Raw genomic sequence first — 12,921 nt, 5'->3', positions numbered from 1 at the left:
GATAATTGCGACATACTAGTCTTTGTTTCAGGTCAACATAGGAAAGATGTTAATGATGAAACAGATTGTTAGAGTTTCAGTTCTCACAGCGGTGGCGCTGAGCGCAGCTATCGAGGTAAGTGCAGCCCCGAACGGTTATCGGACAGAGGCGATCAACAGCACCGATTTTGAAGTTATTCCAAGAACTCGAAGAGATGTGGATGGCTATTGGTGTGCTGCCGCTGATTTTGCACGGCGAACTCTGGGTGCTGGGTGGCAGCAGAGGATATACGTACTGAGAGGTTACGGCCCCAGTGTTACCACCGGCCGCCGCACGGCTGTTCAGTTTACGCTTAAGGCCCCAACTGGTGGCACGCCTCAACAGGGCAGTTTCGTCTCCGCCGGTTTTCAACCCGGTGACAGCATGTCGGTACAAGGGGCAAACGGGCGTTGCAATCTCCGGCCCTTCATAGACAGATAAATCATTGGTAAAAGGCTGAAATGCAGACCGAGTTCATCGTTCAAACGCGCGGTTCAAGACTCTATGAGTTTACTGCGGAAATTCGTGCTTGGCTGAACTCGGTCGGTGGGGACGGGCTGTTGACGCTGTTCGTCCGCCATACTTCGTGTTCATTGCTGATACAGGAAAACGCTGACCCTGAGGTTCAGTCGGACTTGCAGGCATTTTTTGAGCGTCTGGTCCCGCCTTCGGATCATCCTTCGATGTCTTATCTGCGGCACACCTATGAAGGTCCTGATGATATGCCCGCCCATATCAAAGCGGTAATGATGCCGGTTTCGTTGTCGATTCCTGTTGTCAAAGGGCAGCCGGTATTGGGCACATGGCAAGGCATCTATCTGTTTGAACACCGCAGCGCACCTCATGCGCGTAAGGTGGCTGCGCACTTCGCCTGACCCCTTTATCTTGCGTTGAAAAATTCCGACTACCCAAATCCTAGCGGGTCGCCTATAGTTGTGGATAAGTCAGCCGTAGTGCTTACAAAAAGAGGCGGAACAAGGGACGAGGAGACGGCGGATGCGCTGCCCGTTTTGCGGAAATATCGATACTCAGGTCAAGGATTCACGCCCGGCAGAGGATCACGTCGCGATCCGCAGGCGCCGGTTCTGCCCCGCTTGCGGAGGCCGCTTCACGACCTATGAACGCGTTCAACTGCGCGATCTGGTTGTGATAAAAACAAACGGTAAGCGCGAAGATTTTGATCGCGACAAGCTGGAACGATCAATCCGCATTTCCATGCAGAAACGCCCGGTTGAGCCAGACCGGATTGATCAGATGATCTCTGGTATCGTGCGTCGTCTTGAAAGCATGGGCGATACGGATATTCCATCCAACAAAATCGGTGAAATCGTCATGGAGGCGCTGGCGCGGATCGATACCGTAGCCTATGTTCGCTTTGCGAGTGTCTACAAGAATTTCCAGGCGGCCGATGACTTCGAGGAGTTTGTCCACGAACTGCGCCCGCCGCAGCCTTCGACGGACGAGTGAGCGAAACTGATAAGCGATATATGGCGTTGGCCCTTTCATTAGGGCGGCGAGGACAAGGCACGTGTTGGCCCAACCCGTCCGTCGGGTGCGTTCTCGTGCGCGATGGTCGGATTATCGGACGTGGTTGGACGCAGCCAGGCGGTCGTCCACATGCCGAGACCGAGGCCTTGGCACAGGCGGGAGAAGCTGCGCGTGGTGCAACCGCCTACGTCTCACTCGAGCCCTGCTCGCATCATGGACAGACACCTCCCTGTGCGCAGGCCCTGATTGATGCTGGCGTGGCGCGTGTTGTCTCCGCCATCGAGGACAGTGATCCGCGTGTAGCCGGGCAGGGCTTTACGATGCTACGCGATGCTGGCATCGAGGTCACAACGGGCGTTTTGATGGAGCAAGCCGCATGGGATCTTGCAGGCTTTTTCCTCAAGACCGAACAGGGGCGTCCGTTCGTTACGCTAAAACTGGCAAGCAGCTTTGACGGCAGGATCGCTACCTCCACTGGTCATAGCCAATGGATCACCGGACCTGAGGCCAGGCGTGCAGTACATGCGATGCGTGCGCGGCATGATGCTGTGATGGTTGGTGCGGGGACTGCTCGCGCAGACGATCCGTCGCTGACGGTGCGTGATCTCGGAGTATCTCAGCAACCCGTGCGGGTCGTGGTCTCACGGCATCTGGATCTGCCTTTGATGGGGCAGCTCGCCCGCACAGCCACAGAAACTCCGGTCTGGTTATGCCATGGGCCGGCACCCGATGCCGAACGCGCACGTGCATGGGAAGGGCTGGGCGCACGTCTGATACCCTGTGCTCTGAGCGATCATCACATAGATGCCTCTGATCTCTTGCAACAGCTCGGGCAGGCCGGGTTGACCCGGTTGTTCTGCGAGGGCGGAGCAGCGTTGGCCGCGTCTCTACTGGCTGATGACCTTGTCGATGAGTTGGTCGGTTTCAGCGCTGGTTTAACCATCGGCGCAGAGGGTCTGCCTGCTGTCGGATCGCTGGGTCTGGAGACGCTTGAAAGCGCCCCTCGCTTTGAGTTGATTGAAACACAGGCAATCGGTGGTGATATCCTGCATCGCTGGCGGCGCGCATCGCGCTGAACACCCAACTAACGCCAGATATGCGCGTGTGTGGCCAATGCACCCTGCAGCTTAGATAGAAGTCGGTTCAGTGGGCCTGCCTGAGGTGTATTTCTTTCTGCAAGACGATCCACAGCCACTTCGACGGGGCACGGTTGACGGGTAACGGGATCATAGTAGCGCGGATAGTCGATCAGGGATGCATGAACCAATCCCATTAAAGAGGGGCGAGCACCTCGTCGGGCGGGAACAGATCCAAGATCAGTTGTCAGACCCCAGCCAGCGTAGAATGGTGCGCCCAAGGTTGTCACCTTGACGCCGCGCAGTAACGCTTCGAACCCCAACAGCGAGGTCATGGTCCACACTTCGTGAACCTCGGGCAACAATACCGCCGGGTCGACATCGGTCGCGATGACATCCGCCAATTCATGGGCTTCGACTTTTCCGTCGCGCAGGCCAGCTTCGACGTCGGGATGGGGTTTGTAGATCAGGACCGCATCAGGGTTCGCTTGGCGTGTGCTACGCAGCAGATCTAGATTTGTGCGTATTGCACTGGTGCCCAGCAGAATGGATGCGTCATCCTCCACTTGACCCGCCACAAGAATGCGATGCCCTTCAGGCAATGAAGGAACTGAACTGCCGATGTTGTATTTGCTTAAGCCCAATGACGTCAGGCGGGTGATAAGGCGCTCAGCGCGCTGTTCTTGATCCGGGCGAAGCGTTTCCCGGGCGGATATCAATTCTTCAAGCCGGCTGGGCCGGGTCGGGTCGTAGTAGATGCCGAGGTCATCTGTGACCAGAGACAGGGGGGGTACAAGACTGGCACCCAGACCGCGAGATCGCAGAAAGCCATCTTCGATGCGAACGGTTTCTTCCGCATCACGATCCTGACTGGCCCAAACCATATGCGGCTTTTCGGAAGATCTAGTTGGACCGCTGGTGAAGCGAAGCTTTTGGTACCGTCCAAACATCTTTTGGAGGTGTTTACGCTTCCACAGTCTCATTCCGGACGCGGTCCAGCCCTTGTGGTCTTGCCGCCAGGCACCTGTTTGCGCCTCCAGTGTGTTCAATACGGTTTCGATTTCGCAAAGCTGGTCCCGATAGGGATCGTACCAGGTCGGGTACAAAATCATGGCCGCCGCAAATAGCTGCGCTCGAGTCAGAGTGCGTCGGCGGTTCGGTAAAGTATCCTGATCCTGTGTCAGTCCCCAACCGGCGTAAAACGGCTGTCCGAATACGCGGGGCTTATGACCGGCCAGTATTGCTTCGAAACCGAGTTGAGAAGAAAGGGTGTAAACCCCAACAGCACCTTCCAGCAGTGACCATGGACTAATTGGATCACGTAACAGCGACACGCGATCAGACAGATCCTGATCCGAGAAATACCCCGCGCGATGTCCGGCAAGTGTTTCCGGGTGTGATTTGATGATCACGCGCGCACCGGGGTTTTCCTCCTGAGCGATGACCAGCATTTCGCGAAACTTCGCGTGATCACCTCCGCTCGCAGTGACAGCTGCATCGCCCTGCGTCTGGTCCACAACCAGAACATAACCCGGGGCAGGAGGGGCGAGGTTCAGGTCAAAGGCTGAATACTTGCTAAGATGAAGCTCACCTATTCTCTCCATCGCCTCACGTGCACGATTAAGCAGGGCCGTGTCATCAAGCGGGTGTTTTGACAACAGGTTTTCGAGATGAGACGGGCTGGTTGGATCAAAGTGCACGCCTTTTCGGTCAAGCAGCAAACCAAGTGGAGCTTCTCCGTCTCGCCCCGGATGTAGTGACCTCAGAAAGGCATCCTCAACACGGAGAATTGGGCTTGTGTACTTTTGCGCGACATTCAATCCGCGATACGCGGTAGGGCTGTTGCCCCAAACACCTACGATATCGCCGTCTTTTGGCAGGCCCAGCCGAACATCGTATCCTGCCAGTGCCAGGATTCGGCGAACCCGGCGCTGCTTCAGAAAGCCGCCATTATAAACAAACAACCGAGAGCGTTCACTCCCGGTCGACTGTTCCAACTCTGGGTGCATCCATCAATTACCTGTCAGCGTTTTAACATTCGCCAGCGGCGTCAACCCACCTGCAATGAGCGAGATGGACTTGGTCCACTGTGCATAAGGCGCTTCGGTTACATAGATGGTGTCGTCGTCGCGAATAACGAAATCGCGTGCAACAAATAGACCATTGGGTGCTGTCAGATTCAGCAGGTAGATCATGCGTTGCTCTCCCTGCAGGTCGGGTCGTCCCATAACTTTTCGTGCGATATCCTGACGTTCGTCTCGCAAGACAAAGATACCGGTTGGGTCAGAAGACAACGATTGCAGACCGCCGACTTGTGCCAGAGCTTCCAGCGCGGACAAATCCTGACTTTCAAAGGCAACGCGGGACTGACCGCCGGTCGCACCCAAGGCAATGTAAGAACGGGTATCCTGTTCAACAAGAATACGATCTCCGCCGCGTAAGGCGATATCGCTCTTGGGGTTTCGGAACAGGTCATTATACCAGATGGTACCGCGTTGATTGCCGCGGATCACGGTGACCAAAGCAATGTCTGAGGCAACTGCCACACCGCCTGCCTGAGCTAACATGCCCGACAAAGTGCGGCTCGGGCGCTCGATCGGGTAGATGCCGGGCGCACCGATTGTTCCCGACAAAGATACCGTTGATCCGTCGCCTGCAATGCGGCGCACCTGAACCTGCGGATCGGGTGTTTGTTCATCAAGTTTGCTGGAAATCAGGGCACGCAGCTGCTCGGGCGTGTTGCCCGCTGCACGGAGACGGCCTGCGTAGGGGACAAAAATGTACCCATCGCTGTCCACCTGAACCTGATCGAGGATGGTTGCCCCGCCCAGATCGCTGGTCAGCAAACCGTCGTCGACGTTTTCCCAGATTGAAAGCCCTAACACGTCACCGGGACGAACTGTATCTGCGGTAAGACTTTGCGCGCTTGTAAATGTGGAAGAAAAACCAAATTGCGGGATTGCAGATGTTGCTTTCGCGACCCTGTCATCCACTTCGACAACAAATGCATTTCCGCCATTTGCAGTGGAGCCCGCCAGAATTTCATTCTTGTTTGGACCGGACTTTGGAAGCTGGCACGCCGCCAGCAAGCCACATACGGCGACAAAGGATACTCCCCGTACCCAACGGATTGCAAAGCGCTGCACTGCCGATATTCCTCAAACGTCTTTGGTTGCCTGTTTTGGGCAGGCTAACTGTTTCAGCCCACAACATCCAGCGACAGGTTGCCAATGTCACTCAACGATTTTCAACTGTGGCGTCATGGCCGCTGTATCATTCATCATGGATTGATATGGGTCGTTTGCGCGCAGCATCATATCTGTGGCGCGACGCAGCAACTGTCGCCGACCGCGCCGGGAGTAGAAGCCACCCGGCATCTGGCTGGTTTCCAAAAGAAACTGTCGATAACGCTTGTATGCATCGCTGTCAGGAGCTGAGGGGGCCGCAAAAAACTCTGCCACTGACTGCTGAGATACAAACTCGGGCTTGTCATAAACGGACCGGCCAGAGATGCGTAACGGAATGCCACGCCATAACACCTGTTGCCCGGCGGTCGAGTTGACAGTGACTGCTGAACTTGCGTCATCAAGCAGCTTGGCGAGCTTGCCCCCCCGCACATAATGCACCCGGTTGGATATGCCATGTGCGGTTGCCATTTCGCGAACGCGTTTTCTCAGCGGTTCGCGGTGGTTTTCCAAAGGGTGCTCTTTGACGACCAGGTGGTGGTGAAGCGGGGCACCTTCTGCGAACCCGGAAATGACCTGCTCAAGAAAATCAGACATGCCAGGATAGTCCGAATGCGCTTGAACCGAGCTGTCGTGCCCCAGTTGCAACAACACGAGGTGATAGGGAAAACCGCCTCGTCTGACACGGGCAGTTGCCCAGCTGCGCTGTAAGCGATGAATGGGCATCAGGGCCAGGCGTTTGAAATATAACCTGAACTCTTTGGATACAGGCAGTTCACGATGAGGGCGAAAGCTTCTGTACTTGTGATTCAGGAACATGACAAACCCATGGTACAAAGCACCGTAAAAGATGTGCTGGCGCATGTCTCCCCAATGAGAAGGCGGCGGGGGCGTCTGCGTGTCGGATTGTTCAAGAGCGAGCTGCATCTGTTCGACGCTGAGGTCCATAAGGCGCGAATTGCCGTTCGATCCACCTCGCTCATAAGTTATCCACCAAGGGCGCAGGTAACCTTCTTCGAAAACGTGAACGGTTATGCCGCGTGACTTTGCAATTTCGATAGCGCGTGCGTGAATGGGACGGATGTCGCCATATAGAACAATATCAGTCACGTCATTCGCGATGATGAGATCTGTCAACGTCGCGGGCCAGTCTTCGGGTGGGTTCCGGTATGGGATGTAGGTATCGCGATCAAACCAGAATGCCTCGTCACCTGCGTTGAAGCCGACACGTAACACTTTTGCACCGGTGGTGCGCAGCGATCGTCCAAGCTTGCTGAAAAACGGACCATGTGGTCCCTGCAAAAACAGAAACACGCGGCTGTCCGGATTGATCTGTGCAATGGGCATTTCTGCTGCTCGAACTATGATGTTTTCGTGTTTATTAATAAAATTATGCCTGTTTACGGCATTCCGGGCAAGCCGGGGCTTGCTCAGTGCGTGCCATGGCCTTACCTCGGCGTTGATATCGGGAACAAGCTAGGCTCAGAGGGTTAACAGAATGTTTACAGGGATCGTCACCGACATCGGTACAATCGTCGAGCTGGAACAGCAGGGCGATCTTCGGGCTCGGATCCGAACCGACTATGATACGGCAACGATTGATATCGGCGCGTCAATTGCCAGCGATGGCGTCTGTTTGACTGTCATCGCTCTGGGTGATGATTGGTATGACGTGCAGATCAGTGCCGAAACGGTTTCAAAAACCAATCTCGACAAGTGGCAGGTTGGAAAACGGGTAAACCTCGAACGCGCCCTGAAGGTCGGCGACGAACTTGGGGGGCATATCGTTTCAGGTCACGTGGACGGCGTAGCTGATGTGGTGTCGGTAGAGGACGAGGGGGACAGTACACGGGTTGTGCTGCGGGCCCCCGCTGATCTGGCCCGCTTTATCGCCTCCAAGGGATCTGTGGCGTTGAACGGAACATCCCTTACTGTGAACGACGTGGAAGGCCGTGAGTTTGGCATCAACTTTATTCCACACACCAAAGAGGTCACAACTTGGGGCGATGTCGCGGTCGGCGATCGGATCAATCTGGAGATTGACACTCTGGCTCGTTATGTCGCGCGGCTTGCAAGTGCTAACGCAGGCGCAGAATAATACCTTTTGGTCAACGCGTTGGCGAGCCACCAGCACGCCAACGCGATTATCGCTCCGAGATAGCCATCGACAGCATAGTGCCACGCTAGGTGGACCGATCCGATCTGGATCATGATGGCGAAAATCGTAAATGCCCAGCCCAGCCAGCGAGAATATTGGAAGGCGAAAAGCGCCATGAGCACGCTGGATGCCACGTGCATGCTGGGCATGGCAGATATGCCCTTAATCACGCCCCCACCGCTGAATTCGGCCAATAGCCTTTCCTGAACCTGCAGGGCCCAGACGGGGCTTATCCGATCAAGGTCATACAGGTTTTGCATTTGCTGGACGTAGGTGTCCCCAAATCCGAAATGCTCGTAGTAGACTGGACCGACTGATGCAAAGACTGTGGCCAGCAAGTTGCCCCCAACAATGAACACCAAAGCAAAGGCCACCAGATAGGTCATTCCGCGCTGCGTGTCGCGCTTGTCAAAACAGGCGGCAAACAAGGTCAGATAGATTAGCGCGAACCAGAGATGATAGGCGACATTCAGCACCGTCGTCAGAGTGGTGTTCCCGAACACCGGCCACAACAGCTGCCAAACGTCATAGCCACCGTGCAGGGTTCGATCCAGTTCAGCAAAGAATGGGTCCCACGAAAACGGGTTTATCAGGACGATGATGTTTTTCAGGCAGGTGAAGCTGGTAATCAAAAAGCCGATGGACAAAAAACACACGGTGCCGTCGACCAGAGCTATGTTCCTTGCGATGTACTTGCGTGTATCCCGCATCATCCATTGAATGGGTTTTGCGGGTCTGATCCAAATCGCGGCGTATACGAACCTGAAGACAAAGAATATGGCCCCAATAACGATGGCATATTTGATCAGGCGTCCCACGATCTCGACAAGACTAAAGCCCAATACGGTCCAGTAGGGCAGGCCTGCAAAGTGGCTTATGACGGCACCTCCGATGACGTGGAGGGCTATTATGATCAATAGCAACCTGTTCCGCAGGATAGATGAGAACAGACCATTTGCCTGAGATGGCTGGTTAAAGACATCAGCACTATTCATCTATTTTGCCCACACATGACGACCGAGTTTGAACGCCTGCCTAAGGTGCGTTCATACTTTGGCCCGGCGAGGGCCAGAGTTGGGCTATTCTGGGGCATGCGAGAACGCTGTGTTTCCATTTGGAATACAGTACTGCGGGCACTACCTATGGTACCCAGAGTATTTCATGCGTCGCCAATTCTGGGTTGAGAGATGGTTCAGCACGCGGTTGCTATTTGCCGGGACTGTTCCGTTTGTGGGGCACTCGGCTTGTCCGGTGGGTGCTACTCAGATGCCCGTGCCTCTGGTCGGGTGACGACGGCATCGGTTGGAAACAGTGATCATATGCCGCCGTTGCGTCTGTGGTCTGGTGTTTGGCGCCGTACTGGTCTATCCCGCGCAGCAACACCTGCTCTGCGAAAGGCTGCCCAATGAGCTTTGAAACACCCGGACCGGTCGAGGCCCAGCTGCGTGATGCGATCAGCCCGATCGAAGAGATCATCGAAGAAGCGCGCAAAGGCCGGATGTACATTCTGGTCGATCATGAGGATCGTGAGAACGAAGGCGATCTGGTCATTGCAGCAGAGTTTGCGGATGCGGATGCCATCAACTTCATGGCAACCCATGGCCGGGGTCTCATCTGTCTGCCCATGACAGCGGAGCGGATTGACAGTCTTGGATTGCCGATGATGGCTGTGAACAATTCGTCACGCCATGAGACAGCGTTCACCGTTTCTATTGAGGCCCGTGAGGGCGTGTCTACAGGCATCTCGGCTGCCGACCGGGCGCTGACTGTTGCGACCGCCATCAATGAGCAGAACACCATGGCTCAAATCGCAACGCCCGGTCATGTTTTCCCGCTGCGGGCCAAGCGGGGCGGGGTACTGGTTCGGGCCGGACATACCGAAGCTGCGGTAGATATCTCGCGGCTGGCGGGGCTGAACCCCTCGGGTGTGATCTGCGAGATCATGAAGCCTGACGGCACCATGGCGCGTTTGCCCGATCTGGTTGCTTTTGCCAAAGAACACGACATGAAGATCGGCACGATTAGCGATCTGATCAGCTATCGGTCCCGCAACGACAATCTCGTGGTTGAGACATCGCGTGAGATGGTCACCTCGGAATATGGCGGCGAGTGGGAGATGCGGCTGTTCACCGATCAGACACACGGCATTGAGCATGTGGTCATGATCAAAGGTGATATCACCACGCCCGAGCCGGTACTGACCCGGACCCACGCGCTGCATGAAGCACCGGATATTCTGGGGCTCGGGCCGAAATCCCCGCAGGAACTGCCGAGGGCAATGGAAAAGATTGCTGCCGAAGGGCGTGGTGTCGTGTGCCTCTTCCGCCAACCGCGCAACTCGCTTTATGCAGCGGATGACGAAGGACCGCGCACTATCAAACAAACCGGTCTGGGTGCGCAGATTCTGTCGAAGATGGGCATTCAGGAACTCGTATTGCTGACCGACTCACCGGAAACCGTATATCTGGGCCTCGATGCCTTCGGGCTGTCGATTGTGGGGACCCGCTCAATTCTCAAGGATGACTGATCGTGGCTGAACAAGACAAACATGGCGTGCTGCCGACACCGACATTCGACAAGCCGGTGAAACTGCTGATCGTTGTGGCGCCGTTCTATCGTGCCGTTGCGGACAATCTGGTAGCTGGTGCCAAGGCCGAGATCGAAGCGGCAGGCGGCACTTGCGAAGTGGTTGAGGTGCCCGGTGCGCTGGAAATCCCCACTGCCGTTGCAATGGCTGATCGCCAGTGCAACTTCGACGGTTATGTTGCGCTGGGCTGCGTCATTCGCGGTGAGACCACGCATTACGAGACGGTCTGTAACGACTCCAGTCGTGCGATCCAGTTGATGGGCCTTCAGGGGCTGTGTATCGGCAACGGTATCCTAACCGTTGAAAATGACGATCAGGCCGAAGTCCGCGCAAATCCCGAAAAGATGAATAAAGGTGGCGGAGCCGCTGCTGCGGCCTTGCATCTGATCGCGCTCAGCCGTAAGTGGGGCTCTTCCAAAAAGGGCGTCGGATTCAAGCCGCCGTCCGAGTCCATCCTTGTGGCGGGCGACAGCAACGGACCCACGACAGCATGACCCAGACAGACGCGCCGAAGCCGGCCAATCAGAAACGCCTTATGAAGTCTGCCGCGCGGCTCTATGCCGTGCAGGCTCTGTTCCAGATGGAGCAGTCCGGGCAAACGACCGAGCAGGTTGTAAACGAGTTTCTGGATCACCGGTTCGGCGCTGTCTATGAGGGTGAGGAAATGCTGGATGGTGACATCAGCGTTTTCCGCAAGCTCGTGGATGATGCTGTGAACTATCAGGCGCCGATCGATCAGATGACCGACCGAGCGCTGGTGGCAAAATGGCCGATTTCCCGGATTGACCCGACTTTGCGCGCACTGTTCCGGGCAGCCGGGGCCGAGCTGACACAGAGCGACACGCCCCCCAAAGTTGTCATCACCGAATTCGTCGACGTCGCACGCGCGTTTTTCCCTGAAGGGAAAGAGCCGAAATTCGTCAACGCAGTGCTGGATCACATGGCGCGTGAGGCGCAGCCCGAGGCATTCTGACACCTTTACCCGAACCAGATATGCGCTATCCTGAATGTCATAGCGCAATGAGGTTCATCATGCCCAAACTGATCCGCCTGTACATCACGCAAGTCGCCTGGGGTTTTGTTATCTCGGCTGTGTTTGTCGGGGTGCTACTGGCCCTGAACGTCGCAAATCTACGTCACCTGATCACCAGTTCTGAAATCGGACTGATCGCGTTGGCGATGATCTGGTTCATGAACGGGATCGTTTTTGCTGGCGTTCAGTTCGGCTACAAGATCATGAGCATGGCCGAAAAGCCCGGCGGACCGCGTCGTGGATCGCCTGTTGTGCACAGCTTTGAACCGGCTGTCGTCAAACAAGAGGCGAAATCAGCGCGCTGATTTTCAAGGAAAATGTGGCGGGACCACCAGTCAACCGTGGGGCTTTGATTCCCGAGGACCTGTATATACAGGTGGGCGCCAGGTAATCAGGCCAGGACCTGAACAGAGCCAGCTCCCTCGGAATTGCTTAAGGCCACCGGAATGCTGCCTGTCACGAGAAGGGCAGAACCCGCCACGCGCCTAAGTAGGGTGTGCGGCGGGTTTGCACAAGGGGTCACGCATCAACGGTTTCGTGTAAGGCAGTGCGCATTTTGACGAAATGCTCATCCCAGCCACTATCCAGCGACAGGATCAGACCAAATGCGTCTGCGCCCTGAGGCAGGCCCTCGTGCACCAATCCTAGGCGCGTACCTCCGGCCACGGGCTCCAGTGTCCATTTGACGGTGCTAATGGCGTCGCCCATCGGTTTAACTGTGAAAGTATATTCCAGATATTCGGGCGGCCGCGCCTCGCGTACTTCACCCCAGATCAGAAGGTCGCCGCTGGTTGTCCCGTACATCTCAAGCTTTTGTCCTGTCGCAAGTGGGCGCTCTGGTTTGTGAAACCACTCGGCCAACCGCTCGGGCTTTGTCAGATAATCCCATACCGTTTCCGGAGTGGCGCGTAAAAAGATCGATTTCTGCAATACTGCTTGGGTCATTTCTGGGTTCCTTCAATAGCTTTCTTGAGATCGGCCAGGCGTTCATCCCAGAACTGGTCAAAGTAGCTGAGCCAGTCCAGAACAGGGGCCATGCCCTTTGGTTCAAGTCGGTTGATGCGTTCCCGGCCTCTTGCTTCAACCGAAATAAGCCCGCCGTCCGACAGTACCGTCAGGTGCTTTTTGACAGCGGCACGGGTCATATCGAAACGATCTGTCAGTTGCGCGATGGTCATATCCTCGACCGCAAGCATCTGAACTATGTCCCGACGGGTTGGATCGGCAAGAGCGCGGAACGCGTTTTGGGTCTGTGTATTCATGGTAAACCTCATTGAGATACCATTTGGTATCATATTAATGAGATACTAAATGGTATCATGTCAAGAGGGTGTCGAGACTTGATTTTTGTTCACTAATTGTTCACATTCGTGGG

14 protein-coding genes are annotated in these 12,921 nt (G+C 55.7%); 8 read left to right on the top strand and 6 right to left on the bottom strand.

Features of this window, described 5'->3' with window-relative positions; genetic code table 11:
* Positions 1–480: 480 nt before the first annotated feature.
* The 3 genes from ACR0IO_RS01455 (at position 481) to ribD (ending at position 2,583) form a co-directional block, all read left to right on the top strand.
* On the top strand, positions 481–894 hold the full coding sequence (locus ACR0IO_RS01455) for a secondary thiamine-phosphate synthase enzyme YjbQ (protein ID WP_480738859.1): 414 nt from the start codon (positions 481–483) through the stop codon (positions 892–894).
* Between the two features lie 121 nt (positions 895–1,015).
* Entirely contained in the window at positions 1,016–1,486 is a 471-nt protein-coding gene (gene nrdR / locus ACR0IO_RS01450) for a transcriptional regulator NrdR (protein ID WP_155143426.1), read from the top strand.
* The gene (ribD, locus tag ACR0IO_RS01445; protein ID WP_480738854.1) at positions 1,483–2,583 is read left to right on the top strand and encodes a bifunctional diaminohydroxyphosphoribosylaminopyrimidine deaminase/5-amino-6-(5-phosphoribosylamino)uracil reductase RibD; all 1,101 of its coding nucleotides are present in this window, start codon (positions 1,483–1,485) and stop codon (positions 2,581–2,583) included. The genes nrdR and ribD overlap by 4 nt, the downstream gene beginning before the upstream one ends.
* A gap of 8 nt (positions 2,584–2,591) precedes the next feature.
* Here ribD and ACR0IO_RS01440 read toward each other — a convergent pair whose 3' ends face one another.
* The 3 genes from ACR0IO_RS01440 to ACR0IO_RS01430 all read right to left on the bottom strand — a co-directional run bounded on the left by ACR0IO_RS01440 (position 2,592) and on the right by ACR0IO_RS01430 (position 7,115).
* Positions 2,592–4,592, bottom strand: coding sequence for a capsular polysaccharide biosynthesis protein (locus ACR0IO_RS01440; RefSeq protein ID WP_480738853.1), 2,001 nt, complete (start codon positions 4,590–4,592; stop codon positions 2,592–2,594).
* 3 nt (positions 4,593–4,595) lie between these two features.
* Positions 4,596–5,729, bottom strand: a complete 1,134-nt coding sequence (locus tag ACR0IO_RS01435; RefSeq protein WP_170332805.1) for a polysaccharide biosynthesis/export family protein — start codon at positions 5,727–5,729, stop codon at positions 4,596–4,598.
* Between the two features lie 87 nt (positions 5,730–5,816).
* The gene (locus tag ACR0IO_RS01430) at positions 5,817–7,115 is read right to left on the bottom strand and encodes a capsule biosynthesis protein (RefSeq protein WP_480738848.1); all 1,299 of its coding nucleotides are present in this window, start codon (positions 7,113–7,115) and stop codon (positions 5,817–5,819) included.
* A gap of 151 nt (positions 7,116–7,266) precedes the next feature.
* Between ACR0IO_RS01430 and ACR0IO_RS01425 the strand changes: the two genes are divergently transcribed.
* Positions 7,267–7,866 (top strand): riboflavin synthase, encoded by a 600-nt coding sequence (locus tag ACR0IO_RS01425; protein WP_480738844.1) that lies wholly within the window; start codon positions 7,267–7,269, stop codon positions 7,864–7,866.
* On the opposite strand, the gene ACR0IO_RS01420 is transcribed toward ACR0IO_RS01425, so the two are convergent.
* The gene (locus tag ACR0IO_RS01420; protein ID WP_480738840.1) at positions 7,824–8,921 is read right to left on the bottom strand and encodes a phosphatase PAP2 family protein; all 1,098 of its coding nucleotides are present in this window, start codon (positions 8,919–8,921) and stop codon (positions 7,824–7,826) included. The genes ACR0IO_RS01425 and ACR0IO_RS01420 overlap by 43 nt on opposite strands.
* Positions 8,922–9,331: 410 nt before the next feature.
* On the opposite strand from ACR0IO_RS01420, the gene ribB reads away from it, so the two are divergent.
* The 4 genes from ribB to ACR0IO_RS01400 are packed head-to-tail and all read left to right on the top strand — an operon-like array spanning position 9,332 to position 11,851.
* Entirely contained in the window at positions 9,332–10,453 is a 1,122-nt protein-coding gene (ribB, locus tag ACR0IO_RS01415) for a 3,4-dihydroxy-2-butanone-4-phosphate synthase (protein ID WP_480738838.1), read from the top strand.
* Between the two features lie 2 nt (positions 10,454–10,455).
* Positions 10,456–11,007: a 6,7-dimethyl-8-ribityllumazine synthase gene (locus ACR0IO_RS01410; RefSeq protein WP_480738836.1), complete on the top strand. Its 552-nt coding sequence runs from the start codon at positions 10,456–10,458 to the stop codon at positions 11,005–11,007.
* Complete coding sequence (nusB, locus tag ACR0IO_RS01405; protein WP_170332813.1) at positions 11,004–11,486, top strand: transcription antitermination factor NusB; 483 nt, start codon at positions 11,004–11,006, stop codon at positions 11,484–11,486. Before ACR0IO_RS01410 ends, nusB begins: the two co-directional genes overlap by 4 nt.
* Positions 11,487–11,545: 59 nt before the next feature.
* The gene (locus tag ACR0IO_RS01400; protein WP_155143439.1) at positions 11,546–11,851 is read left to right on the top strand and encodes a hypothetical protein; all 306 of its coding nucleotides are present in this window, start codon (positions 11,546–11,548) and stop codon (positions 11,849–11,851) included.
* 214 nt (positions 11,852–12,065) lie between these two features.
* On the opposite strand, the gene ACR0IO_RS01395 is transcribed toward ACR0IO_RS01400, so the two are convergent.
* Together ACR0IO_RS01395 and ACR0IO_RS01390 are read right to left on the bottom strand one after the other, a co-directional pair.
* The gene (locus ACR0IO_RS01395; protein ID WP_480738833.1) at positions 12,066–12,491 is read right to left on the bottom strand and encodes an SRPBCC family protein; all 426 of its coding nucleotides are present in this window, start codon (positions 12,489–12,491) and stop codon (positions 12,066–12,068) included.
* The gene (locus ACR0IO_RS01390; protein WP_155143443.1) at positions 12,488–12,808 is read right to left on the bottom strand and encodes an ArsR/SmtB family transcription factor; all 321 of its coding nucleotides are present in this window, start codon (positions 12,806–12,808) and stop codon (positions 12,488–12,490) included. The genes ACR0IO_RS01395 and ACR0IO_RS01390 overlap by 4 nt, the downstream gene beginning before the upstream one ends.
* Positions 12,809–12,921 lie beyond the last annotated feature (113 nt).

It is taken from the genome of Ruegeria sp. CE12 (genome assembly GCF_056537525.1).
Note: the sequence above shows the minus strand (reverse complement) of the source record. Positions and strands in the feature narration are given on the sequence as shown.

What these genes read in the sequence shown, in the direction of transcription:
- ACR0IO_RS01430 (WP_480738848.1), bottom strand. Translation starts at nt 7,115, where the DNA reads ATGCCCATTGCACAGATCAATCCGGACAGCCGCGTGTTTCTGTTTTTG.
- nrdR (WP_155143426.1), top strand. Translation starts at nt 1,016, where the DNA reads ATGCGCTGCCCGTTTTGCGGAAATATCGATACTCAGGTCAAGGATTCA.
- ACR0IO_RS01400 (WP_155143439.1), top strand. Translation starts at nt 11,546, where the DNA reads ATGCCCAAACTGATCCGCCTGTACATCACGCAAGTCGCCTGGGGTTTT.
- ACR0IO_RS01455 (WP_480738859.1), top strand. Translation starts at nt 481, where the DNA reads ATGCAGACCGAGTTCATCGTTCAAACGCGCGGTTCAAGACTCTATGAG.
- ACR0IO_RS01440 (WP_480738853.1), bottom strand. Translation starts at nt 4,592, where the DNA reads ATGCACCCAGAGTTGGAACAGTCGACCGGGAGTGAACGCTCTCGGTTG.
- ACR0IO_RS01420 (WP_480738840.1), bottom strand. Translation starts at nt 8,921, where the DNA reads ATGAATAGTGCTGATGTCTTTAACCAGCCATCTCAGGCAAATGGTCTG.
- ACR0IO_RS01390 (WP_155143443.1), bottom strand. Translation starts at nt 12,808, where the DNA reads ATGAATACACAGACCCAAAACGCGTTCCGCGCTCTTGCCGATCCAACC.
- ACR0IO_RS01425 (WP_480738844.1), top strand. Translation starts at nt 7,267, where the DNA reads ATGTTTACAGGGATCGTCACCGACATCGGTACAATCGTCGAGCTGGAA.
- nusB (WP_170332813.1), top strand. Translation starts at nt 11,004, where the DNA reads ATGACCCAGACAGACGCGCCGAAGCCGGCCAATCAGAAACGCCTTATG.
- ribB (WP_480738838.1), top strand. Translation starts at nt 9,332, where the DNA reads ATGAGCTTTGAAACACCCGGACCGGTCGAGGCCCAGCTGCGTGATGCG.
- ACR0IO_RS01395 (WP_480738833.1), bottom strand. Translation starts at nt 12,491, where the DNA reads ATGACCCAAGCAGTATTGCAGAAATCGATCTTTTTACGCGCCACTCCG.